At 43.6% G+C, this 26,570-nt stretch carries 29 protein-coding genes; 20 read left to right on the forward strand and 9 right to left on the reverse strand.

Going from position 1 to position 26,570, the window contains the following annotated elements; all coding sequences use genetic code 11:
* Nucleotides 1-816 precede the first annotated feature (816 nt).
* Together H5715_RS02845 and H5715_RS02850 are read left to right on the forward strand one after the other, a co-directional pair.
* Nucleotides 817-1,509: an FRG domain-containing protein gene (locus H5715_RS02845; protein WP_083608116.1), complete on the forward strand. Its 693-nt coding sequence runs from the start codon at nucleotides 817-819 to the stop codon at nucleotides 1,507-1,509.
* 124 nt (nucleotides 1,510-1,633) lie between these two features.
* Entirely contained in the window at nucleotides 1,634-2,002 is a 369-nt protein-coding gene (locus tag H5715_RS02850; protein ID WP_075186641.1) for a hypothetical protein, read from the forward strand.
* A gap of 103 nt (nucleotides 2,003-2,105) precedes the next feature.
* On the opposite strand, the gene H5715_RS02855 is transcribed toward H5715_RS02850, so the two are convergent.
* Nucleotides 2,106-2,348 (reverse strand): hypothetical protein, encoded by a 243-nt coding sequence (locus H5715_RS02855; RefSeq protein ID WP_075186642.1) that lies wholly within the window; start codon nucleotides 2,346-2,348, stop codon nucleotides 2,106-2,108.
* A 648-nt stretch (nucleotides 2,349-2,996) separates the two neighbouring features.
* Between H5715_RS02855 and H5715_RS02860 the strand changes: the two genes are divergently transcribed.
* The 8 genes from H5715_RS02860 to H5715_RS02890 all read left to right on the forward strand — a co-directional run bounded on the left by H5715_RS02860 (nucleotide 2,997) and on the right by H5715_RS02890 (nucleotide 7,210).
* Nucleotides 2,997-3,554 carry a TIGR02594 family protein gene (locus tag H5715_RS02860; RefSeq protein ID WP_083608117.1) on the forward strand — a complete coding sequence of 186 codons (558 nt, stop codon included), beginning with the start codon at nucleotides 2,997-2,999 and terminating at the stop codon, nucleotides 3,552-3,554.
* Between the two features lie 68 nt (nucleotides 3,555-3,622).
* On the forward strand, nucleotides 3,623-4,108 hold the full coding sequence (locus tag H5715_RS02865; protein ID WP_075186644.1) for a hypothetical protein: 486 nt from the start codon (nucleotides 3,623-3,625) through the stop codon (nucleotides 4,106-4,108).
* A gap of 320 nt (nucleotides 4,109-4,428) precedes the next feature.
* Nucleotides 4,429-4,683: a hypothetical protein gene (locus H5715_RS19915; RefSeq protein WP_221892334.1), complete on the forward strand. Its 255-nt coding sequence runs from the start codon at nucleotides 4,429-4,431 to the stop codon at nucleotides 4,681-4,683.
* Nucleotides 4,684-4,725: 42 nt separating this feature from the next.
* The gene (locus H5715_RS19920; protein ID WP_221892335.1) at nucleotides 4,726-4,950 is read left to right on the forward strand and encodes a hypothetical protein; all 225 of its coding nucleotides are present in this window, start codon (nucleotides 4,726-4,728) and stop codon (nucleotides 4,948-4,950) included.
* The gene (locus H5715_RS02875; protein ID WP_075186645.1) at nucleotides 4,931-5,347 is read left to right on the forward strand and encodes a DUF2195 family protein; all 417 of its coding nucleotides are present in this window, start codon (nucleotides 4,931-4,933) and stop codon (nucleotides 5,345-5,347) included. The genes H5715_RS19920 and H5715_RS02875 overlap by 20 nt, the downstream gene beginning before the upstream one ends.
* A gap of 516 nt (nucleotides 5,348-5,863) precedes the next feature.
* Entirely contained in the window at nucleotides 5,864-6,223 is a 360-nt protein-coding gene (locus tag H5715_RS02880; protein ID WP_075186646.1) for a L,D-transpeptidase family protein, read from the forward strand.
* Between the two features lie 4 nt (nucleotides 6,224-6,227).
* A complete protein-coding gene (locus tag H5715_RS02885; RefSeq protein ID WP_075186647.1) occupies nucleotides 6,228-6,791 on the forward strand; it encodes a hypothetical protein in 564 nt (187 codons plus the stop codon).
* 80 nt (nucleotides 6,792-6,871) lie between these two features.
* Nucleotides 6,872-7,210 carry an SMI1/KNR4 family protein gene (locus H5715_RS02890; RefSeq protein WP_075186648.1) on the forward strand — a complete coding sequence of 113 codons (339 nt, stop codon included), beginning with the start codon at nucleotides 6,872-6,874 and terminating at the stop codon, nucleotides 7,208-7,210.
* A gap of 16 nt (nucleotides 7,211-7,226) precedes the next feature.
* Here the strand turns inward: H5715_RS02890 and H5715_RS02895 are convergent, their stop codons facing one another.
* Complete coding sequence (locus H5715_RS02895) at nucleotides 7,227-8,603, reverse strand: IS1380 family transposase (RefSeq protein ID WP_075186650.1); 1,377 nt, start codon at nucleotides 8,601-8,603, stop codon at nucleotides 7,227-7,229.
* A gap of 1,014 nt (nucleotides 8,604-9,617) precedes the next feature.
* Here H5715_RS02895 and H5715_RS02900 point away from each other — a divergent pair.
* From H5715_RS02900 to H5715_RS02920, 5 genes are all read left to right on the forward strand, one after another.
* Nucleotides 9,618-10,061 carry a hypothetical protein gene (locus H5715_RS02900; protein WP_185906587.1) on the forward strand — a complete coding sequence of 148 codons (444 nt, stop codon included), beginning with the start codon at nucleotides 9,618-9,620 and terminating at the stop codon, nucleotides 10,059-10,061.
* Nucleotides 10,062-10,956: 895 nt separating this feature from the next.
* Nucleotides 10,957-11,262 carry an NIPSNAP family protein gene (locus tag H5715_RS02905; RefSeq protein ID WP_075187879.1) on the forward strand — a complete coding sequence of 102 codons (306 nt, stop codon included), beginning with the start codon at nucleotides 10,957-10,959 and terminating at the stop codon, nucleotides 11,260-11,262.
* A gap of 160 nt (nucleotides 11,263-11,422) precedes the next feature.
* Nucleotides 11,423-11,884: a hypothetical protein gene (locus H5715_RS02910; RefSeq protein ID WP_139309845.1), complete on the forward strand. Its 462-nt coding sequence runs from the start codon at nucleotides 11,423-11,425 to the stop codon at nucleotides 11,882-11,884.
* A 93-nt stretch (nucleotides 11,885-11,977) separates the two neighbouring features.
* A complete protein-coding gene (locus H5715_RS02915; protein ID WP_075186754.1) occupies nucleotides 11,978-12,412 on the forward strand; it encodes a DUF4304 domain-containing protein in 435 nt (144 codons plus the stop codon).
* A 103-nt stretch (nucleotides 12,413-12,515) separates the two neighbouring features.
* Entirely contained in the window at nucleotides 12,516-12,737 is a 222-nt protein-coding gene (locus H5715_RS02920) for a hypothetical protein (RefSeq protein ID WP_139309846.1), read from the forward strand.
* Here the strand turns inward: H5715_RS02920 and H5715_RS02925 are convergent.
* The 4 genes from H5715_RS02925 to H5715_RS02940 all read right to left on the reverse strand — a co-directional run bounded on the left by H5715_RS02925 (nucleotide 12,725) and on the right by H5715_RS02940 (nucleotide 17,175).
* Entirely contained in the window at nucleotides 12,725-14,206 is a 1,482-nt protein-coding gene (locus H5715_RS02925) for a hypothetical protein (RefSeq protein ID WP_075186756.1), read from the reverse strand. The genes H5715_RS02920 and H5715_RS02925 overlap by 13 nt on opposite strands.
* Nucleotides 14,193-14,981 carry a hypothetical protein gene (locus H5715_RS02930; protein WP_075186757.1) on the reverse strand — a complete coding sequence of 263 codons (789 nt, stop codon included), beginning with the start codon at nucleotides 14,979-14,981 and terminating at the stop codon, nucleotides 14,193-14,195. Before H5715_RS02930 ends, H5715_RS02925 begins: the two co-directional genes overlap by 14 nt.
* A 409-nt stretch (nucleotides 14,982-15,390) precedes the next feature.
* A complete protein-coding gene (locus H5715_RS02935; protein WP_075186758.1) occupies nucleotides 15,391-16,164 on the reverse strand; it encodes a hypothetical protein in 774 nt (257 codons plus the stop codon).
* Nucleotides 16,165-16,203: 39 nt separating this feature from the next.
* Nucleotides 16,204-17,175: a hypothetical protein gene (locus tag H5715_RS02940; protein ID WP_075186759.1), complete on the reverse strand. Its 972-nt coding sequence runs from the start codon at nucleotides 17,173-17,175 to the stop codon at nucleotides 16,204-16,206.
* A gap of 1,158 nt (nucleotides 17,176-18,333) precedes the next feature.
* On the opposite strand from H5715_RS02940, the gene H5715_RS20505 reads away from it, so the two are divergent.
* Entirely contained in the window at nucleotides 18,334-18,429 is a 96-nt protein-coding gene (locus tag H5715_RS20505) for a hypothetical protein (RefSeq protein WP_139309859.1), read from the forward strand.
* Between the two features lie 930 nt (nucleotides 18,430-19,359).
* On the opposite strand, the gene H5715_RS02950 is transcribed toward H5715_RS20505, so the two are convergent.
* Together H5715_RS02950 and H5715_RS02955 are read right to left on the reverse strand one after the other, a co-directional pair.
* The gene (locus H5715_RS02950) at nucleotides 19,360-21,084 is read right to left on the reverse strand and encodes a bifunctional protein-serine/threonine kinase/phosphatase (RefSeq protein ID WP_075186760.1); all 1,725 of its coding nucleotides are present in this window, start codon (nucleotides 21,082-21,084) and stop codon (nucleotides 19,360-19,362) included.
* An 80-nt stretch (nucleotides 21,085-21,164) separates the two neighbouring features.
* Complete coding sequence (locus H5715_RS02955; RefSeq protein ID WP_075186761.1) at nucleotides 21,165-22,637, reverse strand: NarK family nitrate/nitrite MFS transporter; 1,473 nt, start codon at nucleotides 22,635-22,637, stop codon at nucleotides 21,165-21,167.
* Nucleotides 22,638-22,940: 303 nt separating this feature from the next.
* On the opposite strand from H5715_RS02955, the gene H5715_RS02960 reads away from it, so the two are divergent.
* A complete protein-coding gene (locus tag H5715_RS02960; protein ID WP_083608128.1) occupies nucleotides 22,941-23,729 on the forward strand; it encodes a lipoprotein intramolecular transacylase Lit in 789 nt (262 codons plus the stop codon).
* A gap of 8 nt (nucleotides 23,730-23,737) precedes the next feature.
* Here H5715_RS02960 and H5715_RS02965 read toward each other — a convergent pair whose 3' ends face one another.
* Nucleotides 23,738-24,616 (reverse strand): diguanylate cyclase, encoded by an 879-nt coding sequence (locus H5715_RS02965; protein ID WP_075186762.1) that lies wholly within the window; start codon nucleotides 24,614-24,616, stop codon nucleotides 23,738-23,740.
* Between the two features lie 218 nt (nucleotides 24,617-24,834).
* Here H5715_RS02965 and H5715_RS02970 point away from each other — a divergent pair, with 218 nt between their 5' ends.
* From H5715_RS02970 to H5715_RS02980, 3 genes are read left to right on the forward strand one after another with little or no spacing between them, the layout of a single operon-like run.
* A complete protein-coding gene (locus H5715_RS02970) occupies nucleotides 24,835-25,173 on the forward strand; it encodes an ArsR/SmtB family transcription factor (RefSeq protein ID WP_075186763.1) in 339 nt (112 codons plus the stop codon).
* 12 nt (nucleotides 25,174-25,185) lie between these two features.
* Entirely contained in the window at nucleotides 25,186-25,431 is a 246-nt protein-coding gene (locus H5715_RS02975) for a YgaP family membrane protein (RefSeq protein ID WP_075186764.1), read from the forward strand.
* A gap of 19 nt (nucleotides 25,432-25,450) precedes the next feature.
* The gene (locus H5715_RS02980) at nucleotides 25,451-26,566 is read left to right on the forward strand and encodes an efflux RND transporter periplasmic adaptor subunit (protein ID WP_075186765.1); all 1,116 of its coding nucleotides are present in this window, start codon (nucleotides 25,451-25,453) and stop codon (nucleotides 26,564-26,566) included.
* The last annotated feature ends 4 nt before the right edge of the window (nucleotides 26,567-26,570 follow it).

The following is a 26,570-nucleotide window of genomic DNA, read 5'->3' on the forward strand; positions in this document are numbered from 1 at the left end:
AGGTTTTTACGTGTTTCAATTGGGCACTGCGTTTTTTGAGAGTTTTGTGGAACCACTTTCAAGCTAAAAGGCCGCTTGTCGGCCGCCATAGTTTGAGGTTAGGAGTGTTTGTTCTCGGTGCGAGTTATACCAGCCAAGCTAAATTGTTAAAGCACAACAATATAGTTTGGCTTAGTCAATCAGTTTGTTGTTGGCTGTTTGACTCCGTTCCAACCATCTTCGCGTGGGCTAAATCCAAATATTGAAGTATGGCATTCGAGTAAGGTATTGTGGTCCTCACTAGAAAGTTCGGTACGGTTCCGCTTATAACAAATTACTTAAACATCGTTCCGGCCAAAAAGACGGCCTCCACTGGACGCAGCAAGCTGCGCCGTTTAGCAAAACGTTATAAGCGCTCGTAGTTGGTTGTAAGGTTTTTACGTGTTTCAATTGAGCGCTGAGGCCCCTGAGGGTTTCGTGGAACCACTTTTAGGCTAAAAGGCCGCCTGTCGGCCGCCATAGTTTGAGGTTAAGAGTGTTCGTTCTCGGTGCAAGTTATACCAGCCAAACTAAATTGTTAAAGAGCAACAATATAATTTGGCTTAGTCAACCAGTTTGTTGCTGGTTGTTTGGCTTCGTTCCAACCATCTTTGCGTCGGCCAAGTCAAAATATTGAAGTAGCGTCTTTGAGTAAGGTGTTGTGGTCATCACTAGCAGGTTCTGTGCAGTTCCGCTTATAACAAATTACTTAAACATCGTTCCGGCCAAAAGACGGCCTCCACTGGACGCAGCAAGCTGCGCCGTTTAGCAAAACGTTATATGTGATTTTGGATCATTATGCGTGAAATCAGTGAGTTCTTAAAAATAATAGATAGTTTTGGTTACGTTAGCTATTATCGTGGTCACGCAGATAATAGCTGGGATCTACTTCCTTCGCTTTCTAGAACAGAAGTATCTTCAATTGATGTATTTAATTGTTCGAACTGGTCAGATTTAGAAAGGGAAATTTTACGCGCTTTTGAAAAACACGGATGTTCAATTATTAATACACCTCCTAAAAATTCACTTGAATGGTTAATTCATGCGCAGCATCATGGTTTACCAACAAGGCTACTTGATTGGAGTTCAAATCCGTTAAAGGCTTTATTCTTTGCTGTTGAAAATCCGGAGCTTGATCATTTAGACGGCGTAGTTTTTGGTGCTTCGGTCGTTACAAACTTTGTAATGGATAAATATGTTGAAATTGATCAACATAATAAAATTATAGGCTTTCATTCTTCAAGTTTAAATAAGAGAGTGACGGCTCAAGAAGGTTGCTTTACTTTAACCCCTTTACCTGATTACTGGGGTGATTTTATGAAAGTCGAAGCTGATAATAATTCATTGGATTACCTTGGGAGGTGTGATATTCCTAAAGAAAATAAACCTGCTCTAAGAAAGCAGTTAAAAAAATTAGGAGTAACTCATCAGTTTCTTTTTCCTGATCTTGACGGTTTAGCTAAATCAATAAAAAGAGATTTCGGCTTGTGATTAATTACATATAACAAGTTGCTCAAACGGAAAAATAACAGTTGGCCATCGCTTTGCGATTATAGCCAACCATTATTTTCCGCTTAGCAATGCGTTATATTTAAATTCGAATAAGGAGAACTTTATGAGTAAAGGAATTTTTCTACTAATTTTTATTTGTGTTTCTGTCACAGTACAAGCCGATGTGTATAAATGTTCAGGCGGAAAAAACGGTCAGTATTATGCAGACACTGGTTGTGCTAATGGCGAAGTTGAATCTATTGTTGTAGTGCGGAAACCAAATATTTCTATGCCTGTAGAGGCTACGGAAAGTGTTAAAGCTGGATACGAATTGTTTTTTGGGCCAGAGCGCATTGGCCACGAACCGGAATGGACTTTAGCTCAAGCTTTTGAACATCTTCGTTGGTACAAAAACAAGAATAGCACTACACAAAAAGCGAAGGGATACTACAATGGAACAGTTATTATTCTTCGTGATGTTTCAGTAAAGTAAATATAACAAGTTGGTGAACCCGACCTTCACTGCGTTGTGCGTTTTGTGCTTAAATAGCACAAAACTTCAACTCCGTTCCGGCGGGTTACCAAAGCGTTATAGCTCAATCGGAAAAGTTAACTGGCATACAAATGATTAAGACAAGAGTCATTGCTACTTTAAATATCCTGGCTGCTGCCTCAGCTTGGCCACTTTTATTCGTAGCTTTAGTATTTGGTATGCGCCCGGCAGACCAACCTGCAACATTCTTGCAAAATCTAGCATTTGCTGTACCAATACTTTTGTTTGCTGCTTCAATTTGGGTTTCTGGTTTTTTTTTCAAGCGCCATCCAAAACTTTGTACCATTAGCTCACTTATCGCTCTTTTAGTGCTTGTTGGCATGATCTGGTCTGTGGTCTCAATGTAGAGCGCTATAACAAAGCGGTCAATGTCGCCTTCGGCTGGACCTCCACTGCGTTGGTTAATTTGTGCTTTAATAGCACAAATTAACCAACTCCGTTGCGGCCCATTACCGCGACGTTATAGCGGTCATTAGTATTTTACATTTTTAGGTGAGTCTCAAGTATCCCTTACCTTACTTCGTAGGGGCTTGGTTAAGCAGTTGGATCGTAAATCGCGAGATTCTACATCGCTAACGTAGTTTCTTTATCGTTGGTGGTATTTAACTACGAGTCTTTGCCAGTTTGGATGTTGTGCTGTTGCTCGGCTTTTGTCAGTAGTGATAGTGTTTAAAGAATAATAGGTTGGGGCGGCCTGGTCGCTATTGTCGGCGATGGCTCTGTTAGAGAAATGGGGAAAGTTTGTAGGTATGAACGCTGCTTTGCTATAACAAAGCCATCAAACCTGACACTTTTTACTCCATTTCATGTTGTGCATGCCTGCGGCATAATCGCACAACATTACATTACGTAAAAAGTGCAGTTTATAACAACGTTAGGCTGAGCATTACTCCTATAGCAATTACATTAAAAATTCGTCAAAAAGGATCACTTCATGTCTTTCTTCATTCCATCTGGATTGCAAAACTTCATAAATCACTCGCATACTATGCTGTTTCTATTTACACCGTGGATGAAAACGGCCTATGGGGAATTAGGGCAAAGCGAAGTTGCTGGCGTCAAAGCAAACCCGAGAATCCTCAATTACTTCAACGCATCAAAATTTTGGGGAACGGATGATTCAGGCGGTAAAAATGCATGGTGTGGGTCTTTTGTTGCTTGGGTCATGAAAGAAAATGGCCATACGCCAGTGAAGAATGCCTTTCGTGCAAAGTCTTGGAAAGATTTTGGTAAAACCATTAAAGACCCCGTTTTTGGTGCAATCGCGATTAAGAGCCGCAAAGGTGGTGGGCATGTAGGCTTTGTTGTAGGTAAAAGCGCTTCGGGTAAAGAGCTATTTATTTTAGGAGGAAATCAGGGGGATAAAGTCAGTATTGCTGAATACCCGCGAAATGTATGGGAAACTTTTGTTGTACCTAAAACCTTTGATAAAAATTCTGGCCGTCTACCCGTTTATACAGCCCCAGCAGAAAAAGCCGGCTCGGAAGCATAGTACAGAATATATTGGCCTTATGTTAAAGGCAAGGCAAAAAGTAACAGAGTCGAATAGCGAGGTAAACAATGACTAATAATTTTAAAAAAATCAGCACTAAAACCACTGTAACGATGAAAATTCTAGTTATTTTTTTTGGTGCTATGATAAACCAAGCCTGTACGAATCAAGCTAATGCGCAACAAGAATTTCTAACCGAATCTGTCTTGAGTACTTCTTTTACTGCAGTGGTAACCCACAAAAAAGTAATGAAACTATCCTCAAACGCAAATGATGGCGATGAGTATGAGTTAAGTGCTGAGGTTATCAAACACATATCTGGTAAAAAGCAAAAGGTGATTAACTACCGGATGTTCGTCGAGCCCGGTGAAGAAGTAGTATTGAACCGAGACCTAGTGATTATCACCTTGTGTGAAAACAAGGGCCAATATTACTGGCCTGGTGTTGGAGCAGAGTTCCCGGCCACTGAAGCTTTTATCAAGACGGCTGGCAAAGCTGCCAAAATGAAGTCAAACCAATCTCCCACTGAATTAGGCAGTCATTGTGAAAACTAAGAGTTATTACTTGGCTCGAAGAAGCCCGGTTTCACTATCGCCCCCCCCCTTTCAGCTGAGGTAAAGCGAGATTGTATCGTGCCTGAAATTCACCTTCTCCCTGATACATATATGGGGTATATCCATTGTTTAAGCTGGCTCCGTTGGGACCGCCTAACAAAAAGCTGCACGCGGATACATATTGCTACGCTCGTTTTTGTGTATGTCGCGTTGCTCCATTTTTACACAAAAACGCTCTCCGCAATATGTGCCAGTGAGCTTGGCGTTAGCATTCAGTATCAAATTTTTCATAATTACATTTAATATAAGGAAGTAACTTTATGCACCACGAAATGCATTACGATGGGCAAAGCCTCAAATGGGATACACGCGGGAAATTCAAGGCAACATCTGGCTTACCAGAGTCTCAATTACCCAAAAATCAATGTGTTCCTGATAGCGGGCCAATACCAGAGGGTTTTTATAAAATTTTCCTTGCGAATCATGGTTTAGCTAAAGATGATGGTAGAGGATTATGCGCGTTAAAACCATCTTGGGGTATTCAAAGTATCTCTAGTGGTGAAGAAGCTGGTTAGTGTGCGCCATATTGGGCTAACTGGGGTGAAAATAGAGCTAGAATGGAGCCTGCTGATCTTGCGGCTAAGTCAAAATGTAGTCCCACTATGCGTGGTGGTTTTTATCTTCATGATTCAACCAAAGGATATAGCCATGGTTGTATTGAGGTTGAAACTCGAATTTTCCCTTTATTACGTGCATTTAATAAAGCAACAAATAAAAATACGATTATATTAAAAGTTAAATATAACAAAGGGGTGGCAACAAATGGCGGAACGAAGATTTAGCTTTATATTGTTACTTTTAATATCTGCTTGTTCTCAGGCTACACAAAGATCAGAAACAAAAGTTACAATTGAAAATAGTTTGTCAAGTTGTTTAAAGATCCAAGATGAAAAAATTGTATATAAAAATGATTTCCCAGTCTTAAATGCGTCATTTACAACTTTGAGTTCTACTTCTGAGTGTGGGTGTAAATCGAAAATATCGGCTTATACTTCTGAATTACAAATCGGGAATATCAGGTCAAAGTTAATGGAAGCAAAATATGTTTTCGTAAATGGGAAAGAGTTGAATATTCCAGTGGCAACTAGCAAACAACTTGTTGGGGACTACGGCTTGGTTGTTAAGTTCAGTTGTGGGTTACCAGACTTGAATGCTAACAAGGAATTTAAACGGAACTAAAACAGTGGGTTACGTTCCGCTTCGCTCCACAGTATAACCCACAATTTTAGTCCGCTTAATGCGGCGTTATAAGCGCTCGTATTTGGTTGAAAAATGTTTACGTGTTTCAATTGAGCGCAGAGGCGCCTGAGGGTTTCGTGGAACCACTTTTAGGCTAAAAGGCAGCCTGTCGGCCGCCATAGTTTGAGGTTAAGAGTGTTCGTTCTCGGTGCGAGTTATACCAGCCAAACTAAATTGTTAAAGAACAGCAATATAGTTTGGCTTTGTAAATCAGTTTGTTGGTGGTTATTTTCCTTCGTTCCAACCATATTTGCGTGGGCTAAGTCCAAATATTGAAGTATGGCGTTGGAGTAAGGTATTGTGGTTCTCACTAGACAGTTCGGTGCGGTTCCGCTTATAACAAATTACTTAAACATCGTTCCGGCCGAAAAGACGGCCTCCACTGGACGCAGCAAGCTGCGCCGTTTAGCAAAACGTTAGGCTTAGAAATTAATCAATTAGTAGGGAGATAACTTAATGTATAAAATCACAATAAAAAGATTGGCTAAAGATGGTACTTTGACATTTAGTTCACCGGGAAAGACTATTTCAACAAAATGCTATTGGAATTTAACTAAAAAAATTCCAGCAGGTACATACTTGAACTGCTCTGTAACTACAGTGGCCCGCAAAAAGAATTCTAAGGGGATGCCTAGAGAAGCTGTTTTCTTACCTAATGTTGCAGGATTTTCAGAAATATTTATACATATGGGTAAACCCCCATATGAAAAATGGTCTGATGGTTGCATTGTTATAGATGAAGGTAAAATAATTGAAATATATAACGCAATCACCCCTAAAAATGCACATAATGTTACTGTTGTGATTAATGGCTAAATTTATGAAACATACAATTATAATATGTTTATTCTTGTTGGCGGCATGCTCTAATTTAAAGGCATCTGAGTCATCCGCCGATGAATATACAATCTTGTTATCTAGCCTTTTAGGCACGGATAAGGAAAGGTTCACCTTTACTGATAAAAATGGCAATAAACAGATTGATTCACTTGCAAGATTTAAAGAGCTGGAAAAAGTATATATAAATAACATCAACCCGGATCTTGCTAACAATAAATTCAGCAATAAGCGTTTAAAAATTGTAATGCTCTATTCTTTTTATTCATTTGTAAAGAAATCAGCAGCTTTCCAGGAATATTTAGCAGCAGACTTAATGCCGATATATATACGCAACTCTGCGGATTTTTTGAAAGTGTTGAATGAACTACCTTTTTTAATTGAAGCAAATTGCAACAGGTTAAATGCATACTTTGGTTTTGAAGGTAAAAATACCGATAAAAAACCAACATTTGTTAAACAACATGCAAATCAATTCAAAAAATACTTAAATACCGATCAATACGAATTATGTATTCGTAGTTTTCATGAAAAGCCTAACAAGTAAATCAACATTGACAACTTTGAGCTACGGCCTAAAAAGCAGGCCGCAGCACAAAGTTGCAAGTTATTAAAGCGTTACGTGTAATGGAAAAAATCGATCGCCTAGCGAAACAATATGATGGTCGGCGTCACGTTCACATGAATAGCGCTCCGCCACCAACGTCAGAATCTGTAAAGAAGATTGAAGAGCTCTTCGGTTGTGAATTGCCTAAGAGCTATATTAGATTTTGTGAGAAATCTGAACATTACGATGATTGGCTCGCTAGTATAGGTCCAGATTTTGATTCTCCGAACCATATAATTTGTATAAATAGACTATGGCGTGAAGAGGTTGATGAAAGTGAGCGTATTCCTTCAAACCTCTTGATAATAAACGTAGGCTACGATGAAGATCTTGATTGTATCGACCCTAACGTTGCATAAAAAAGACGAACTAGGGCTAGGCCGCCTTTCCAATTGTATCTAAATAATGCAACATTTCATCTTTCACTGCATCATTTTTGGCCATAGAAAGAACAAGTTTACCTTGAGGCTGAATAATTCGACCCGCTCTTTGAATAATTTGTCTTCTTAAGGTCCCGAGTGCCTTAAATTTCCATAAAGTGGGACGTTTTTCTTGAGTGGTTCTTACCGGCGAAGAAGATATCATTTGTAATTCACGCGTCAAGTTGTGGGCTAGAACAGCACTAAGCAGATAAACTTTATTTCCTTCCCATGTCCGAGTCGGTACATAGTCCATTTGTAGCGATGACTTTAACTCGCCAAAGATATTCTCCTGACTGCCTCGGCCATTATGATAAGCAACAGTATTTTTTGCGGTCAGTATTTTATTGGTAATGACCACTTTATATTCCCATTGATAATCAGAAGGTGTGAACAGATCGAGTTGTACCGGAGTCTTCATTTGAATTTTCGTTGCTTGACGCACGGCGATAAATCGACGCGTGTATTTCCACGACTTGGGCTTCCAGCGAATATCAAAAAAATCGCAGTATTTGTCGAGATAACACCATTTTCGGCGCTTCTCTACTCGCCCCTTTAGTTCCAATAGACGCTCAAAAGGTACACTTATTGTATATTCAACATCGCAGGCCTCTAACAGACTGACAAGCTCATCACTAAAAAAGGCGCTATCCATGCGCACCTCTACAATTACATTTGGCAGCACCTTTCGTACTTGATCTACGCAGTTTTGTATGAAACCCGGGGCACCGTTTGAGTCATGGATGTTACCTGATCGATGTAAGATATTGAGTACTTGACCTGTCTGGGCAACCGTACAGAAAAGGGGATAGTAGCTGCATTGACCTTTTTTCTTTTTGTTAAAGCCTACGGCGGTACCTTCAGCGAAACGACCAGTTCCTATAACTGAGCCATCAAAGTCGAGTGTGATTCTCGAAGTAGAAAGTGACACTAGTCGATTGAGTACGCCGTCACCAATCACTTGCTGAAGTTGATTAACGCTTTTTGCGTCCATGCTTGATAAGCAGCGACTAACCGTAGAAACATCCGGTAACCGCGTTAAACCGAGGATGCGTTTGACCATAGGGTCATTTTCATAAAATTTAATATGACGTATTTCTCGGTAGCCAAGAAGCATATGAACAACAAGCAACATAACGATTGTCGCATCCCCAAAAATAGAATTAACGGTTCGATGCTTAAAGCATCCACTTAGGATCGACTTCAAGGATAGAAAATCGAAAAGTTGTTGAAATACGGTCAGCCCGGAAAAAGAGGTCAGTTTTTGTTCTTCGAATCGAAGTTCGGGGATCGCATGTGTTTTACTGTGAATGCTGGATTTGCTATGCTTCATATCTAGTGGCTTGTGTGTTTTGTTTTGGATTTTTTTATGGTGAAAACATTCTAACAAAACCTCAAGCCACTTCTAATTTTATAACCTCAAATAAACTATTTAATTGCACTTTTCGACTCATTCATGGAACTCACCAAGGGTGGAATCCAGATTTTGGTCAAAAATGCGTGCTCATACTACATATACAGGCTTAAACCGATTTCTTGCCATTTCTTAATGCAACTGTAAGGTCAAGTATCCCTTACCTTACTTCGTAGGGGCGTGGTTAAGTAGTTGGGTCGTAAATTACGAGATTCGGCATCGCTAACGTAGTTTCTTTATCGTTGGTGGTATTTAACTACGAGTCTTTGCCTGTTTGGATGTTGTTCTGTTGCTCAGCCTTTTTTAGTGGTTGTAGTGTTTAGACGGGCTGTAGCTTGGTATGGCTTGGTCGTTTTTGTCGGCGATGGCTTTGTTAGAGAAATGGGGAAAGTTTGTAGGTATGAACGCTGCTTTACTATAACAAAGTTATCAAACCTGACAATTTTTATGTAATGTAATGTTGTGCAACTATGCCGCAGGCATGCACAACATTACATAAAAAGTGCAGTTTATAACAACGTTATAAGCACTCGTGGTTGGTTGTAAGATTTTTACGTGTTTCAATTGAGCTCTGAGTTTTTCTGAGAGTTTTGTGGAATCACCTTTAAGTTAAAAGGCCGCCTGTCGGCCGCCATAGCTTCAGGTTAATAGTGTTCGTTCCCGGTGCGCGTTATACCAGCCAAGCCAAATTGTTGAAAAGCAACAATTTGGCTTGGCTTAGTAATTCATTTGGTTGTTGGTCGCTGAACTTCGTTCTAACCATCTTTGCGTCGGTTACGTCCAAATATTGAAGAAGGGTCTTTGAGTAAGGTATTGTGGTCCTCACTAGAAAGTTCAGTGCAGTTCCGCTTATAACAAATTACTTAAACATCGTTCCGGCCGAAAAGACGGCCTCCACTGGACGCAGCAAGCTGCGCCGTTTAGCAAAACGTTATGAGCTACAAGGAAATTAATTTGGTTGCGTATTTCAAGATTTTTTATCTACACCTTACGTACTACTTTGTCGGATTAGAAGAGGAAGGCTTTTACTATCAAAAAGCTATGTACTTAACAGAGTTAGGACATTACTTCCCTGCTATTACGGCTTTAAAGAAGGCTGAGAAAAACCTTAAAACTAGTTATGTTTGGGGCTTGCTTGGTTGGTGCTACGCCAATGTAGAAGTATTTGAAAAGTCTTTATATTATTATAAGCTTGCATATAAAACTGATAAATCAGAATCGGTATTATTGGGGTTAGCAGTTTCAGAGTGCCATGCAGGGAGTCCCGAGAAATCCCGGGCTTATCTCGAGCAACTTAAACCTTTTCGTAATGACCCCATAATGAATGAATACGCGCAAAGAGTAGAAAATGAACTTGAAATTCGCAAAATCTCATAACAATCAATTCAAGCGACCGCCTTCGGCGTCGCTTGAATTGGGCGTTATAAGCGCTGTAAGGTTTTTACGTGTTTCAATTGAGCGCAGAGGCGCCTGAGGGTTTCGTGGAACCACTTTTAGGCTAAAAGACCGCCTGTCGGCCGCCAATGTTTGAGGTTAAGAGTGTTCGTTCTCGGTGCGAGTTATACCAGCCAAGCTAAATTGTTAAAGAGCAACAATATAGCTTGGCTTAGTCAATCAGTTTGTTGCTGGTTGTTTGACTTCGTTCCAACCATCTTTGCGTGGGCTAAGTCAAAATATTGAAAAAGGGTCTTTGAGTAAGGTATTGTGGTCCTCACTAGCAGGTTCTGTGCAGTTCCGCTTATAACAAATTACTTAAACATCGTTCCGGCCAAAAGACGGCCTCCACTGGACGTAGCAAGCTGCGCCGTTTAGCAAAACGTTATAATCGCTCGTATTTGGTTGAAAAATGTTTACGTGTTTCAATTGAGCAACGAGCTTTCTGAGAGCTTTGTGTAATCACTTTTAAGCTAAAGGGCCGCCTGTAGGCCGCCATCGTTTGAGGTTAAGAGGGTTCGTTCCCGGTGCGGGTAATGCCAGCCAAACTAAATTGTTAAAGAACAACAATATAGTTTGGCTTAGTAAACAATTTGTTGGTGGTTGTTTGACTTCGTTTCAACCATCTTTGCGTCGGCTAAGTCAAAATATTGAAGAAGGGTCTTTGAGTAAGGTATTGTGGTCCTCACTAGCAGGTTCAGTGCGGTTCCGCTTATAACCAATTGCTAAACATCGTTCCGGCCAAAAGACGGCCTCCACTGGACGCAGCAAGCTGCGCCGTTTAGCAAAACGTTATGTTCAGCAAACAATTTTGGCGTTTTCAACAAGGAATAGATAAATGGTCACATGCTATTTGAAATATGTGTTAGATCCATTCAAGATAAAGGAGTTTGAGTATTATTCAAAACTCTGGATTCCATTGGTTGCAAAGTTTGGAGGTAATCATCATGGTTACTTCTTGCCTCATGAAGGGGCAAGTAATGTAGCTATTGCGCTATTTACATTTCCAAGTTTAGCTGAGTACGAAGTTTATCGTCAGCAAGCAAGTGATGATTCAGAGTGCCAAGCTGCGATGAAATATTATGAAGAGACCAAATGCTTTTTGAGCTTTGAGCGCTCATTTATGAAGCCTCTGTTTCAATAGATAGGAAATGTATTCTAAGAAAGAAGTGCCAAAAAAACATAACAAACAGCTTCAGTCGACGTTTTGGTCTTCGCTCCTATTTGCGCATGGCCTAGGGCCATTGTTGCGCAAATATCCACTACAACCAAAACGCAACTGAGCTGGGCGTTATGAGTAAAATATGAATTGTAGACTGGTTTACTTAGCTCTATTTATTAGCACTTTGTCTTTAGGAATAATTTTATGGGATAAAGTGGCGGAATATAGATATAAAAGAGCTGTGCCAGTGTCAGTAGATGAATTCATGACTCATAAAGGAAGTGACGGGAAAAATGTATTTATCTGGGGCTTTCTGACAAAAGAAAATGGAATATTCCTTTTGCATAAAGACAAAGAATTCAGTGAATTAAAAAATCCCTATATTTCCCCCATTTCTATTTGGGTTTCAGATAACGATCTTGAGGGTATGTGCGAGGGTAGCTATGTTATAGTTCATGGAAAAATGCGTCCTACTCTTTATGGCCCAGGAATAGACAATATCTTCTATCTAGGCTCCTTGAAAATTGAAGGTGACTGCAAAAAAACAGGTGAAAGAAAAGAGTATTATCCAGCTTGGGTAAAGTTTAATGTTAAAAACACATAACAAGCTCATCGTGCTTCGTTCCAGCCACTTTGTGGCTTCCACTGGACGGCCAACAGGGTTGGCCGCCGCACATGCAGGGCGTTAGGCATCACCATGAGTACAGTCCAAGATAAGTTTAAAGAACTTCTCAAGAATACTGTTGCACCAGCCTTGAGAGAAAATGGCCTCAAGGGTTCTGGTCAAGAGTATTCAATAAAATCCGATGATTATTGGGCTCTTATTGGTTTACAGAAATCGATGTATAGCGATTCACGAGGATTAAAGTTTACAATCAATATTTACGTTATTTCTAAACTTCAGTGGGACGAAGGTCGTGAGCAATACAGCTACTTCCCGAAAAAACCTTATCCAAACACCAAGTGGCAGTTGGGTTGGTCTGAGCGTATTGGTACTCTTATGCCTTCAAAGTTAGATCACTGGTGGGAGTTCAATAATCAAACCAATAAAAGGGAGCTGGCACGGCAACTAGTGCATGCAATTATGGAGTACGCGGTGCCAGCAATGCAGTCGAGAATGCGAAATGCCTGAGTTATCAAATGAAGTCAGCAGGACGGCCAGAAAGACGGCCTCCCCTGGACGCAGCAAGCTTCTCCGTTTAGCAAAACGTTATGGTTCCCATGGGATCGAGAGAATGCTAAATTTAGTAACGAAGTGGTTAAATGGTGCTATGGGGCGGCAGCCGGGTGAGAAAATCCCCAAGGAAGATGAAATATTTCTACCAAATGGAATCATCACTTTATCGGGGCCGCCAACTAATCAGCCTAATCTTCTAATGATACAAGTCCAGGTGAGTATGGAAATTATTTTCACGAAGAGTGTGCCTGATAGGATGTCTACCAATCACTCTCGGTAGCCGTCGGAATACACTATAAATTTATCGTATAACAGTGGGTCTGAGATAATGCCATTACCGGCCATTCGGCTAATCAGTTCTTTGGTGCTGAGACGCTCGGAAGACTGTTGCTGATAATAGTTGAGTGCCGATATTACAATGGGCGGGGCGAAAGATGAGGAGCGAAGGCCAGGGAAAAACTCTCGTTCCAAGAATCCGTGCATAATTGTCTTAAAACTTTTTTCACGTAGTGCGTAGATTAATGGAGGGGGCAGTGACTCATCGGTATAGATACCCAGAGGCACGTAGAGGTCTGTGCATGCAAGGTAATCCAGTAGGCTCGTCGGTTGAATCGCGTTGGTATTATCGGTTCCATTCTCGGGTATAACGATGGTCATACCATCATTTTCAAGACCCTGAACCCTCACTCTGTTCATGGTCGAGCTATCGCAATCCGATAGGAATTCAGGGTGATTTTCCAGCAACGGTTCAGATGCCAGCACGGCTCCTGCCTGCACTACTATGGTTGAGACCAGCTCCTCTGTTTTTGAGTTTACATATTTTAAAGCCGATAATTGTCGAATAAAATCCCTGTCGATGATTTGTAGTTTTTCAACCATTTGTGGAGGTGCTTCACCATCGCAAACTGCGGATATCTGGCGGCGAATAACTGGCGCAGATGTACCCCACGACGCGTTTATATAGTCAATTTCGTAACGCGATACCAAGCCTTCAATAGCGCCCAAAAAACGGCTATATCGATTTGTGATCTCGCTTAATGCCATGCCCTGTAATTCAGTATCACTCGATAGAAGATTCTTGCAGTAGCCATCGGGTGTTAACAAATCGCGGTCACTTTTCCCTAGCTCAACTAAAACAAATTTAGCGTTCGGGTTATGTTCAAATAAAAATGAACTAATAAAATAGCCGTGGCCGAATATGGCTAATTCGGCTGTTAGTTTATCCAGCAAAGGTATGTTTTTGTGGTCTTGAAATTTCTGGAAACGACTGACGGACACAAAGTGTGGGTGGTCACTTATGGTGGTAAAAATAGTGTCGAATAATGTCGAAAGAGTGACCTTTGGTCTGGATTCAATGATGTTCAATTCGTTATCGAACTCAAAGGTGTTGAGCACTCGTTTTCTGTATCCGAGTAGGGCGTGTGAATGTATCCCCCAGTCTAGGATCAGGATTCTCGCTTCTTGATCGGCTCTTTCCTGTGGCGCGGGTGGCGCGTAGGTGTGCTCGGTTTCAGCGCAAGCGTCCTGCTCTGAATCCAGGCAATCTTCTTCGTCCAGTAACACCTCAATAGAATCTATTAGTTCCGCTTCCAGCAACGATCTTGCTGGAGGGGGGGGGGCTGTGGGTTCGGGCACGCCTGTTGGTTGCGGCACAATCCCTGGATTTACGGTGTTACCACCACCACAGCCAACCAACATAAAAGAGGCCAAATAGATGAAAAGTAGACCTATACGATTAAGCTTCATCATTGCTATTCTCGAATTTTTGACGCAAAGCATTTTTTTGAGTGCCATCTAAGTGCTTAAGCACGCCAGAAAGTACCAACCCAACCATCACTTGGTTGGCTAGGTTCGTACTATAACTGATATCGGTTAACAGGCTGTCGATATTCGCAACGAAATTAGTGGATCCATACGTTTTTTGATATGACTTAAAGTAGCCTGCCACCATATCACTGTAATCGTGTTCGACGCCTTTCTCCTGTGTACCTTGCCCTAGGGAACCTGCAACTGTTTGGATAGCATTAAGTAGTGGCTCTGAGTTTCCTTCAGTTGACAAATATTCAAGAAACATAATGGACGCAACTCTTGCTTGAGCCTGCTGCTCACCGAATAGGACAGACGCGTACGCCGCATCGCCTGCAACCCGTTCAGCTAGGTCGATGGCTTCGGGAATAGCGGTCATTTCACCATACAGTTCATTGCGCTTTTCCAATCGGTTAATATCCTTGCTAACCATAAATATTTGGTTGACGCTCTTTGTATATTCGCTAATTGTCTCATCGTTAAATTGGCCGTGAATGATTTTCTTTGGCTCTTGTTGAAGAGAGTTAGCGGCATTTGTAACTACGCTTTTGGTTATAGGCTTTTCTTGACTACTCTTGACTGAAGATTGCGTACTGGCGTTAATTCCCTGTGGGTTAGTTTCATCTACAAGTTCTTTATTAAAAAAGGGGCCAAGTTGAGTGTAGATCGTAATAGCGAGTATGCATATGCCAGTGAACATCCAAAGTGTATTTTTCATTTTCATCTCCTGAAATAAATTACCTAGTTGTTCAATAAAGATGTAATAGTTACCGCTATCTTAGCAGTAGAAATTCTTTCGCATTGACAGGTGAATGCTAGATAATCGCTCACAATTCGGTTGCAAACAGGAGCGAGATTTTACTCTTTCTTGTATTGAAATTTTTATTCTGATACACACCCGGTTTGGAATTTTCTGCATAGGCATTCGGCAATTTTCATTGTTCAGATGATACGGCATCGAGTACATAGCGCGATCGATACACATCGTCATTCTATATAGTGAAATTCGCACCCGAATTACTCGATTGAATTGAAATAGCTAAGGCAAAAAAAGCCGGGGTATGATAGTTGTTCGATATAACCTTGATAGGGGCACCCCACGGCGCCCCCTATTGTACCTATTGTACCTATTGTCGTATTTTGAATCTGCGGAATTCTGAGTCCAGAATATTCTGCCAATACAAGTCGCCCATTATTAATCCTTGTGCAACGATCAGGTGGCTGGCCCCACTTTCATCATCAGTTTCGGTGAGAACGTTGTACACAATTTCGCCGACAGGGCCTTGCTCAATAGACACAATGGGGTCAGGCGATCCGTCCGCTTGCACCAATACATCGCCTACTGAAAGTTCTGTGGCAGTAGTCATAGTGCCCGAAATTAGAAGAACACCGTGCCGACTGGATAAACCAATACGCTTTCCTGACTCGGTTAAAACAACAACCAGTGGCTTTTCTTCAACGCCATCAGTTACCACGTCAAACCCTCGCGGTTCATACGAAAGTGATGTTAATGTTGAATTAGCTACAACAGTATAGGCCTCGTAAGACGAATAGTTGTTCACAATATCTTCGATTGTGGCCAGCTGATCATTGCCATTTACCCTGTTAACAGTGCTGATGTTCGTACCTTCTTCAAAGCAGCCACAAGGACATACGGCAACTAAGCTAACCGGCGGGAAGGGCGTGCAGATAGGAGCGAGTTTTTTGGTATTTGCGTAGTCGTACTCCTCAAGCGTAACGCAGTCGGTTTCGTAAGCATAGTCTCGTAAATCTGCGCATTGCGCGGCGGTGAGATCTGCTGTGTAGCAACGACTTCTATAAACGTCATCATCCAATCGGTTTGCTAGTGCTTCAAGTGGAAGTAGTGCAGTAAGAACCATGAGTAACAATAAATTATTCACGTTATATCTCCTCTATAAATATACGGGTTAATCATCCATTTAGTAATACAAATCGGGAACGTCTGCGGCTTTTAGCTTGGGTTTGAACCAGCAGCGTGGTCTGTGTGCGTCGTTATAATTGATAACATCCAAATCGGCTGAAATGCTTGCACAGTAGTGATAAGCCGACTCCATCTCTGCATACATCGACTCTCTACCAAGCACGGCATTTTTACCGGGAATAAAGAATGGGTCTAAGTCCATTGTGCAGAGTGAGCCAGCAAAGTAGGTATCCAATCGGCACTGGGGTGCTGGGTGGTTAATATATGTTTTATCAACCTTTCCCTGGTCCGGCGTATCAAAGTGCACAGCTACACCTCTTGAAGCAGCCAATAGATCTGCCAGAGATTTTCCGGCAAGTGCTGTTCTATAACAAAGCTGTTGTTCAAAGGTTGTATTCCATCGAGCGTTGCACTCATTTTTTACCGTCTGTGGCGCGCTATGTTCGTATTCAGAGTTGTCGTCGTAGAGCCATAGTTGCCTTGCGCAAGATTGCGTTGCAAAATAATCTGATTGCCCTTCCGAAGCTGCCCAGCGAGCACCTTTAAAAGGAAATCCTGCAAGGTGATGGCCCATTTCATGGCACACCACTAACGCAAAACCATCGGGTGTTACCTCGGGCGCACGAGCGAGGCCGCCATACATCCTTATAAACCAGTTATTACCGCTTTGGTACGCTTGTGCGTTAACAGTATTGTTATCCCATTCGCGAACTGTATTTAATACCGCTCCATGTGAACTAACGATGGTGGTGTAGTAATCGTAAATCTCATCGATAATTTCATCGAAGAGCGCTTCATCAATATCGCTTCCTCCCGCGTTACTCCGTAAATGTAATTGGTTAGGTGGCATAAAAATTTCGTGGGTACCTGCCTCCACAGCTGTCGTATAGTGGTCGATATCCTCAGCGTGTAGTGAGGATATCGACACGAGCGATATCGCAAATGCAACGATCTGCTTTACACATTTCATATCCATTCTCCAGTATTGAGTAAGTTAGCATTGTCTCCAAAAACAAATAGAGGCTAAACGATACGCAGCTAAATTCCGCTAGAAAACCATTTAACTAAGCAACATAATTTTCACGTCCATAATGTTTAGCAATGCTTGAGCATAATTGTTTAATATTTGGCGAAGATCAAGAGACAAAACGCGCCACAAAGAATGTTGTGCGACTTATTGGGGTCGCAAGTGACATTGTTTGTTTGAAAATACTATTTTATCTATTTGCTTCTTAAACATTACAGATAAACGACAGTGCCATTACCTATTTGTGTCATATTGTTTTCTAGCCAGACAGAAAAATTATTCAAACTGGATGTTGCTAATAAAAATTAATCCAGGTCTGCGTTAAATAGTCATATCGAAGGCACTCCGTTGAATATGGGTTAATGAATCTATCGTACTGAATTAATTTTCATCGAAAAATAATATGTATACGTTAACGGAAATGTTATTTATTGTTCGTAGCTATTTGTCGTTCCGGGTGCTTTCTAGGGGTGCAACAAATAAATGGGTCAGGCTGTACTCCCTTGGCTTATTGGGCTCCCCAGATAGCAGGAAATACCTAGGTGGGATCGATGTATGGTCAAGCGAAATGCTTACACCAAAGAGTTAAAGTTGAAAGCTGGGTGTCTCCTGGAGCCGAACGGTAAACATGGGAAATAGATTTCTCGTGAACTAGGCATAAGGCGCAACATGTTTTGTAACTGGCAAGATTATTTTTCGAATATCGCTGAGAATGCATTTCTAGGCGCGCGCCGTAAGCCGATAGATAAAAATGAAAATATGACGAAGCTTGAGCGAGAAAACCTCGGGTTCAAATAATAGGTGGGTTTACAAAAAGCGGCCGCTGTATATTTTTCTCGGGAGCTCAATCGAAGTACGCCTTTATTCCTTGATAACGAGTGCAATGAAAATGGATTTTTCTCGACGAGAAGTTCCTCCGGGGAATCGTTCATTCGGGCCCAGGGGTATATTGATTACCTAACGATGAAGGGCTGTCAAATTAGTATGAGCCGTAAAGGGAGTTGTTGGGATAATGCGCCTATGGAATCATTCTTTAGCCGATTGAAAGTAGAGTTGATCTATGTGAAAAACTACCACTCGATCGAAGAATAAAAATCCGTTATCTTTGCGTATATTGAAATATTTTATAACCGAAAAAGAAGGCATTCTGCAAACGATGATATGAGTCCCGTCGCGTTTGAAAAAAGGCAGCATTGACTGCATAGTTATGGTGGCTACTTTTTGTGGGGAACACCATTTGTGTTGGCTGCGCCACTTGGTTGCAAATATTCGCTCCACAAAAGCTGGAGGTTAGCACTGCGTTATACGGTCTGGGAGCTAGCGTGCTGAGATCAGAGTGCCCCTGGTGTTCAACTAAAGTATCTACAAACCAACTTGGAGCACGAACTCGTAAAGTAAAGCCAAAGTGGTATCAATTTACTCGGCACGTGCAAGTCTGCCCATATTGTAATAATCCAGTTAAAATTGACCAAAAATCTATTAGGTAGATTTTTCTAATGCTGCCGTTTTTTTGTTATGTTTGTTCGGGTTTTTGTCTGGCAGTTATAGATTTTTTAGCGACGCAAATGACAATGAAATTCGGTAAAGAAGAAGACTTATAACAAGCTTGTTAACGAACGCTCTGTTTGCCGAGCCCTCCAGGGCGTACTTCCGGCCCCTAAAGCAACCACAGTGACAAAACCTCACAGCACAGCAACGCTAAAGATTGAACTCAAGCCCACAGCTGTGGGCTTTTTTATGCTGGGGTGGAGCGATTCGGGCGAGAGGCGCGTTTGAAGGGGGAGAAAGCCTGCCCGGAAGTGGCGCGCTAGCCTAAAAAATACACTCCAGGGTGGGTCATCCACCTACACGGAGGGGGCAGCACCCTACACAGACCGGGTCATCTGGTCAGTACCCTACACGGACCGGGTCATCTGCCTACACGGATAGGTCGGCACCTTACACGGACCGGGTCATCCGCCTCCATGAATGGCGATCTGGTTCCCAGCTAAACAAAGCCAGGTTCCAATACTGAATATCCAGATTGGCTTGTGATATTGCTGTTTGGTTTGGCGGCAGCCATCGGTTTTTGTATGGCTTTACGGTATTTATGGTGCGCGAAGCTGGTTTCCTGCGTGAAGTCAGCGGTTATTGTTGAAAGAGCAATATAAGGGCGGCCAGCCAGCCAAGGCCTGCTATCACTTGCCACACTTTTACCGGGTCTCGTTCCAGTAGGGGCGCTTCTCTTGGCGATGTCCAGCTGGGGTTGGGGCGCTGTAAATCGGTTACCCATTCGGAGAGTGCCGGGTAGCGGGCGTTGGGGTGAATGCTCAGTGCTTTTTCCATGGCTTTATCCAGCCAAAACGGAACCAGCGGGTTATGTTTTCTGGCTGGGATGTAGGATAGCTTTTGGAAGCCTTTCGGGTCTTTCGTGTTGCTGTAGGCATTCCCGTAGGGGGATTTCTGCGTGAGCATTTCATAGAGCAATACCGCCAGCGAAAATTGGTCGGACTTTTGCCCAACGCTTCCGCCAATACGATATTCTGGTGCAGAGTATTCGAGTGTTCCGAGTATTAGGTCGCGTTCAAATGGCGAGCTCATTTCATGGATGCCTGCGACCCAGCAGGAACCGAAATCGATAATCGTAGCGCCTTGTGCGCCAATCACTATATTGCCCGGTTTAATATCCTGGTGCAGGGTATCTTTGCGGTGGAAGGCTCTAATACCTTTGACGATTTGTTGTATTAACTCAATGGCATCGGGAATGGGAAAGGGCGCACGTTCCTTTATTAATTGTTCCAGGGTGGGGCCGGGAATATATTCCGTGAGGTAGTAAAGTGTTTTTCGGGCGTGGGGCGGGGTTACTACCCGGGCGACCTGAGAATTTTGAATACGTGAGCCAATCCAGGATTCCATCACAAAGCGTTCGATATAGGCTGGGTCATCTTCGTAATTAACGGAGGGCGTTTTCATCACCAGTGGTGTGCCATTTTCCGCTTTTACCAAATAGACCTGACTGCGCTCGGATTCGTGTATTACCTTTGTTACGGTCATGCCATCGATTTTATTGCCCGGTTCCAGCAGTGGGGGGAAGGGGAGCTTTGATAAAACGGTAATGGCGTCTGATTGTGAGGGTGTACCAATGGATAATACCCGCACTGCCTGAATGCTAATGTTATCTTTGGTTTCGTATTTTAGGGCTAGCTTGGCTGCCTTTTCGGTTAAGGCTTCGGGCTCTTGTTGGTGTTCAAGAATTAGCTGCTGAAATTCTTTTTGGGGGATGGCATCGTGAATGCCGTCGGAGGTTAAGACAAATAAATCGCCGACTTCCATTTCCTCTGTCTGCATATCTACTTCCAGCGAAATATCCGCGCCCATCGCTCGGCTGAGGTAGGTGGTGGTTTTATCGATTCGCTGGGAGTGATCGCGGGTTAATTGTTCTAGCTGGTCGCCGCGCAAACGGTAGATTCGGGTATCGCCAATATGAAAGGTAAAGCACTTATCACCCTTTAATATCAGCGCGCTAAAGGTTGTGAGATAGCCTTCGCCGCGAACACTGTTTTGGCTTTGTCCCCATAAATAACTATTGAGTGAGTGAATGACGCGCATGGCCGATTGCTGGGTTCGCCAGGTTTCGGGCGTAGCGTAATAATCGGTAAGAAAGCCGGATATTGCCGATTGGCTTGCCTGCCTTGCGGAAGAGCTGCTGCTAACGCCGTCGGCTACTGCAATGGCAATGCCCTTGGTGGCAAGCGTGGATTGTTGATCGTCGGAAGGAATGCGCGCGCCCACGGTATCTTGATTTTCGGGCTTGGGGCCTTTATCGCTGTATTGGGATAGGGCGATTTTTAATGACGATTTTAGGTGGTCCACGATTTTTATCCGTTTTATATAGAAGCAGCCCTTAAAGGGCTGCTTAGAATTCAATCATACATCAATTAAATTATCGGTGATCAGGTCAGCTCTATCTGCTGAACGGTGCCGTCTGGTAACACTTCGGTCATGTGGCCTTCTGGCTCTTCCAGGAACTGCACAATAAAGAAGACTACCGCAGCACAGGCGCCGATAATCATAAAGAAGGTACTGGCATCTACAAAGCTGTAGGCGGTTAGGAATGTTACTGCACCCACGTTTCCGTATGCACCTGCCATACCGGCGATCTGGCCTGTCATGCGTCGCTTAACCAAAGGCACCATGGCAAATACCGCACCTTCGCCTGCCTGTACGAAGAAAGAGCAAAACATTACCGAGGCAACCGCAAAGTAGATGGGCCAGCCACTGCCAACTTGTGACAGAATTAAGTAGCCAACAGTTAGTCCCGCAATGAAAATAGACAGTGATTTGCGGCGACCAAACCTATCGCTGATATAGCCTCCACCGGGGCGGGCGATTAGGTTCATAAAGGCGAAAGCAGCACCTAGTGCACCGGCTTGTACAAGGCTTAAGCCGGTGAAGGTTTCCAGGAAGAAAGCGGGCAGCATGGAGACCACCGCAAGCTCGGAACCGAAGGTAACAAAATACGCCCAGTCTAGAATTGCGACCTGCTTAAATTTGTATTTGTCGTGTTCTGCGGCACCGTGGCTCAGCATTTCCTTGTTTACTTTATAGATTTGAGAAAACTGAAAAACACACAATACAAACAGAGCGACATAGAGAATGTAAGTTGTTGTTTGACTCAGTAGATCAACGCCAGAGGGAGACAGTTTCCACGCGAGTACGGCGAGAATAATGTACATGGGTATATTCATTGCCAGGTACAGGTAAAAATCTTTTTTACTGCTGACTTCTAGGCCGCCGGATTTCTTGGGTTTGAAATAGGTGGAACCTTTGGGGGTATTCCGTGCTTTCCAGTAAAAGAAAAAGCCGTAAATAAGAGCGATAACGCCGGTGCTGGCAATAGCATAGCGCCAGCCGTTGTCCCCACCAAACATCAGTGCAACGGTGGGCAGAGAAAAGGCTGCCGCTGCAGAACCAAAGTTACCCCAGCCGCCGTAAACGCCTTCGGCCAGGCCAACTTGACGGGCCGGGAACCACTCTCCCACCATGCGGATACCAATCACAAAACCGGCACCAGCGAAGCCCATGGCAAAACGCATAATCGCCAACTGCTCATAGCTGGTAGAAAAAGCAAAGCCTATACAGAGCAAACCGGAAATAACCAGCAACGTACTGTAAACCGTTCGTGGTCCGAATTTGTCTACCAGGATACCGATGACAATTCGGGCGGGAATGGTTAAAGCAACGTTAAGAATGAGCAGCGCCTTCCACTGGGCGCCACTCATATTGAAGGCTTCCATGATCAAAGGCTTCATTGGCGCGTGGGAAAACCACATAACAAAGGTTAGAAAGAATGCAAACCATGTCAGATGTAGCATGCGGATATTAGCCTGGGCAAAATCCAGTAGATTTAGCTTGGAGGTACTCATTGGGTTTCCTTCAATTAGTGGGTTGTCTGTGGTTCAATCTTGCTTGGTTATGTACCACTTTGATATTTGCTGATTCCCTTGCAACCTGTGTGCCAGCACGCAAATAGTGCATAAACAGGGAGGTGGGTGCTCGTGTTGGCGTTCTTACGCGATGAAACTATTTTGATTTCGCCCTCAAATGGGGCTGCGTTGGGATTTTTTGATTCGTTATGAGGCGATTGAGCGGATTTTATCAGGGTTAAAAAAATGAGTCATGAATTAACGGTAATATATGTGGCTACAAATAACAGGTAAGCGTTGTTGATGAGTAAAAAAGCAGAAAAAAGAACGAATCGTATAAAGGCCGCCAATCAGGCTGTTAAGTTAAAGGCGAAGGTGGGGTTGTGGGCGCTTACGCTCAGTTACACACTGTTGAGTTTGATCATTTCCCTGACGGCGGCCTGGGTGTTGCTTGCCAAGCAAGATTTTATATATGGCGTTTGGCATGACCACGGGGGAATCGGGCAGGGGATTGATACTTACGGCCCTCAAAACCGTTATAAACCGGGCTTTGGCGATACCTCCAGGGCGGAACGAATCCGCATTTTTGCGGAAATCAATCGTAGTATTCATGAGGGGGGCGAGGGCCTGGAGGCCATCATCTATCAATCTTCCAGCAGCGGTGGAGAGCAAGCGCTATTGCGCACCCCGGAAGTGGTTCATCTGCAGGATGTGGCCAAGCTTATTGATTTTCTGTTTGTGGTGACGTTTGTTTCAACTATCTTGTGGCTGGCTGTGAGCATCTACCTTTTGTTGGTCAGGCATCGTATGCCCTCCATTCGCCAGCAGTTGTCAGCATTACCGATATTGCTGATACCCAGTATATTGTTGGTCTTGGCTATTGGTCCGAAATCGGTGTTTAACACTCTACATATCTGGGTTTTCCCGGCGGGGCATCAATGGTTCTTTTATTACCAGGAATCGCTGATGTCTACCATGATGCTGGCACCAAATTTATTTGGTTGGATCGCACTGGCCTTGCTGGCACTCTCTATTGTCATATTTTTGTTTATTCAGTACACGCTCTTTTTCATTGGTAAGCGGACCGGGTAACGCTAATATTAATCGTCAATATCTTGTATGGTCACTCTGTTTCGCCCCAACGCCTTGGATTGATAGAGTAATTTATCAACGGATTGGTAGACCACTTTTGCGTCGATATTGGTACTGACAATGCACAGCCCGATGGACGCTGTGACGTGATCAAAACGTTTGTTGCCGGGGCTTGGAATGGCCAGGTTTTCAATTCCCAGGCGAATCCCTTCAATAAAGGCAATAATATCGCTGCGCGAGTGTCCGTTACATTGCAGAATAAATTCATCGCCACCTATCCGATAGCCTCTATCACTTTGCCGTTGTAGGTGCTCTGTTATCACCTTTCCCACGTTTCGTAAAACATCATCACCGGCGTAGTGGCCGCAGGTATCGTTATATTGTTTAAAGTAGTCGATATCGAGCATGGCAACACCCAGCAGGGATTGCCCATTGGCGGTCAGTGTACTGCTTAAAAACTCGGTTTCAAATTTCCGGCGATTCAGTAAGTGAGTCAGTACATCTTTTTCACTTTCTTTTATGTGGGTGATTTCGGTAAAAATCCAAATACGCGACTGGCCGATTCGGTCATCGGTAAATGAAACACTGCGTCGGCTAAAGTAACGCCCGTCGAGCAATTTCAGCTCGTCCTCGAACATTTCTGTGCTGTTGTGTAAGCGCTCGATCTGACTAACAAAGGCTGAAGGATCTTCTACCTGCGAAAGGGCGTATTCCAGCAAAGCGGCATTTTCATCAAAGATGTTTTGTTCTTTGGGAATATTCCACTGCTCGCGAAAGCGATGGTTACAGTAAACAATTTCTCGATTACGGCTGACAATCAATATGCCATCGGGCAGTGCATCCAGCGTATTTTTAAGTAGCTCGAGTGTGTAGCTCTCTTGATCCATAAGCGTAAAAGCTCGTTTATTGTAGGGTTAATAGCCAAGGTAGATTGTTATACGGCGGGCGTTATAGTGTACAAATGCGGGATGACTTTCAAATGATCGACGCGCCAATGTGAGAGTGAATAGGCAGAATGTGAAAACTTATGCTTGTACATTAGAATTATCTAATTTAGAGTTGCCGCTAATTGATGTGTGAGAGTCCGCAAGCACTGAGGAAGGATATGCCATCATCGAAATCAATAGGGGAACGTGAAACTGTTGCTTTGACAGATGTTGAGCAGCACGTTGACTCCGCTGCAAACTTGCTGAAGAGCCTGGCGAATCCCAATCGATTGCTAGTGCTGTGTGTGCTGGCGGGCAAGGGCGGGGAAATGTGTGTTTCTGAATTGAACGCCTGTATTGATCTGTCGCAGTCGGCACTGTCCCAGCATTTGGCGCGATTAAGAACCGATAATCTGGTTCAGACCCGGCGTGACTCTCAAACCATCTATTATTCCATTAATAGTGGCCCGGCTCTGCAATTGATCCAGGTTTTACAGCAATACTATTGTCAAAAATAGCGAGGCTCACCCATGACGACCGAAACTACAAACTCAACGAATATCGATACGCTGGTATTCCGTTTTGCCGGTACTTTTGTGCTGATTAGCTTGTTACTGGCGCATTTTCATCATCCCTACTGGCTGTGGTTTACCGCTTTTGTAGGTGTTAATTTGCTACAGGCGTCGTTTACTGGTTTTTGCCCTCTGGTTATGATTCTGAACAAGTTAGGTTTTAAACCCGGTACGGCTTTTAATTGCGGTATGGCTGGAAAATAAATTGTAAGGGAGTGGGACAATGTTACCGTTTGTGTGGGGCCAGCATCGGCCTGTAAAAAAACGCGTTGCTTTTTTTTGGGGGGCGGCAGCTTTGGTGCTGTCGGCTTGTGGGGATGATTCCACTGAGCGTGTTCCAAAGGCCTTTTCACCGAGTGTGGGAACACTTGAAACCGCTGTTGCCTATGATTCACAGGTTGCGGCTGAAACCAATTTTGACGGCGTTATTGAAGCGGTGAACCAGGCTGTGGTGTCTGCGCAAACCAGTGGCCGTATTATTGAGCTTCCCTTTGATGTGGGCGATTACGTTGCTATGGGTGATACGGTCGCGCGTTTTACGGATACCGAGCAAAAGGCAGTGTTTGCCGCCGCAAACGCTCAGTTAGAGGAGGCCAATGCTCGTTTTGCCGAAGCTGGCCAGCAATTCAAGCGTGTGTCCGATGTTTATGGGAAAGGTGTTGTTGCCAAAGCTAATCTCGATCAGGCTCAAGCGTCTTATACGGCGGCAAAAGCGCGAGTGGAATCGGCTCAGGCGGCATTGAATGATGCACAGGAAAGGCTTTCGCATACGGTGGTGACGGCTCCCTATAGTGGTATTGTGGTCAAGCGTTTAACCGATGTGGGCGCAACCGTTGCGCCGGGCTCACCCCTGATTGAGGGCTTGTCGCTGAACCATTTACGGGTGCAGGTCGATATTCCCCAGCAGCATATTGGGCCTTTACGTCGACATAAAAAAGCACGGGTGATTCTCGAAAATGGGACTTCTGTGGATGTAACCGATATGCGCATTCCTCCTAGCGCTAATCCGACTACCCACAGTTTTCGTGTACTGCTGACTCTGCCCGAAGGGGAATACGCTGAGCCGGTGTTTCCCGGTACGTTGGTCAAAGTGGCTTTTGTTACCGGTGAGCAGATGCAGTTATTGGTGGCCGATAACGCGGTGGCCAAGCGCGGCGAAGTGACGGGTGTGTATGTGGTTGACAGCGAGAAGGTCGAGTTTCGTTATATTCGCCTGGGGCACAGTTTTGGCGATCATCAGACCAGTGTGTTGTCTGGTTTGAAAAACGGTGAAAAGGTTGCGCTGGACCCCGTAGCTGCCGCTGCCGTATACAAAAATCAATCGTATAGCACACCATAGCCTG

The sequence above is a fragment of the Teredinibacter haidensis genome, assembly GCF_014211975.1.
GTDB classification, from domain to species: Bacteria; Pseudomonadota; Gammaproteobacteria; order Pseudomonadales; family Cellvibrionaceae; genus Teredinibacter; species Teredinibacter haidensis.

Bases quoted from the DNA above. Each gene is read 5' to 3' on its own strand.
- H5715_RS02845 (WP_083608116.1), top strand. From the start codon at position 817: ATGCGTGAAATCAGTGAGTTCTTAAAAATAATAGATAGTTTTGGTTAC.
- H5715_RS02850 (WP_075186641.1), top strand. From the start codon at position 1,634: ATGAGTAAAGGAATTTTTCTACTAATTTTTATTTGTGTTTCTGTCACA.
- H5715_RS02855 (WP_075186642.1), bottom strand. From the start codon at position 2,348: ATGGTACAAAGTTTTGGATGGCGCTTGAAAAAAAAACCAGAAACCCAA.
- H5715_RS02860 (WP_083608117.1), top strand. From the start codon at position 2,997: ATGTCTTTCTTCATTCCATCTGGATTGCAAAACTTCATAAATCACTCG.
- H5715_RS02865 (WP_075186644.1), top strand. From the start codon at position 3,623: ATGACTAATAATTTTAAAAAAATCAGCACTAAAACCACTGTAACGATG.
- H5715_RS19915 (WP_221892334.1), top strand. From the start codon at position 4,429: ATGCACCACGAAATGCATTACGATGGGCAAAGCCTCAAATGGGATACA.
- H5715_RS19920 (WP_221892335.1), top strand. From the start codon at position 4,726: ATGGAGCCTGCTGATCTTGCGGCTAAGTCAAAATGTAGTCCCACTATG.
- H5715_RS02875 (WP_075186645.1), top strand. From the start codon at position 4,931: ATGGCGGAACGAAGATTTAGCTTTATATTGTTACTTTTAATATCTGCT.
- H5715_RS02880 (WP_075186646.1), top strand. From the start codon at position 5,864: ATGTATAAAATCACAATAAAAAGATTGGCTAAAGATGGTACTTTGACA.
- H5715_RS02885 (WP_075186647.1), top strand. From the start codon at position 6,228: ATGAAACATACAATTATAATATGTTTATTCTTGTTGGCGGCATGCTCT.
- H5715_RS02890 (WP_075186648.1), top strand. From the start codon at position 6,872: ATGGAAAAAATCGATCGCCTAGCGAAACAATATGATGGTCGGCGTCAC.
- H5715_RS02895 (WP_075186650.1), bottom strand. From the start codon at position 8,603: ATGAAGCATAGCAAATCCAGCATTCACAGTAAAACACATGCGATCCCC.
- H5715_RS02900 (WP_185906587.1), top strand. From the start codon at position 9,618: ATGAGCTACAAGGAAATTAATTTGGTTGCGTATTTCAAGATTTTTTAT.
- H5715_RS02905 (WP_075187879.1), top strand. From the start codon at position 10,957: ATGGTCACATGCTATTTGAAATATGTGTTAGATCCATTCAAGATAAAG.
- H5715_RS02910 (WP_139309845.1), top strand. From the start codon at position 11,423: ATGAATTGTAGACTGGTTTACTTAGCTCTATTTATTAGCACTTTGTCT.
- H5715_RS02915 (WP_075186754.1), top strand. From the start codon at position 11,978: ATGAGTACAGTCCAAGATAAGTTTAAAGAACTTCTCAAGAATACTGTT.
- H5715_RS02920 (WP_139309846.1), top strand. From the start codon at position 12,516: ATGCTAAATTTAGTAACGAAGTGGTTAAATGGTGCTATGGGGCGGCAG.
- H5715_RS02925 (WP_075186756.1), bottom strand. From the start codon at position 14,206: ATGATGAAGCTTAATCGTATAGGTCTACTTTTCATCTATTTGGCCTCT.
- H5715_RS02930 (WP_075186757.1), bottom strand. From the start codon at position 14,981: ATGAAAAATACACTTTGGATGTTCACTGGCATATGCATACTCGCTATT.
- H5715_RS02940 (WP_075186759.1), bottom strand. From the start codon at position 17,175: ATGAAATGTGTAAAGCAGATCGTTGCATTTGCGATATCGCTCGTGTCG.
- H5715_RS02955 (WP_075186761.1), bottom strand. From the start codon at position 22,637: ATGAGTACCTCCAAGCTAAATCTACTGGATTTTGCCCAGGCTAATATC.
- H5715_RS02960 (WP_083608128.1), top strand. From the start codon at position 22,941: ATGAGTAAAAAAGCAGAAAAAAGAACGAATCGTATAAAGGCCGCCAAT.
- H5715_RS02965 (WP_075186762.1), bottom strand. From the start codon at position 24,616: ATGGATCAAGAGAGCTACACACTCGAGCTACTTAAAAATACGCTGGAT.
- H5715_RS02970 (WP_075186763.1), top strand. From the start codon at position 24,835: ATGCCATCATCGAAATCAATAGGGGAACGTGAAACTGTTGCTTTGACA.
- H5715_RS02975 (WP_075186764.1), top strand. From the start codon at position 25,186: ATGACGACCGAAACTACAAACTCAACGAATATCGATACGCTGGTATTC.
- H5715_RS02980 (WP_075186765.1), top strand. From the start codon at position 25,451: ATGTTACCGTTTGTGTGGGGCCAGCATCGGCCTGTAAAAAAACGCGTT.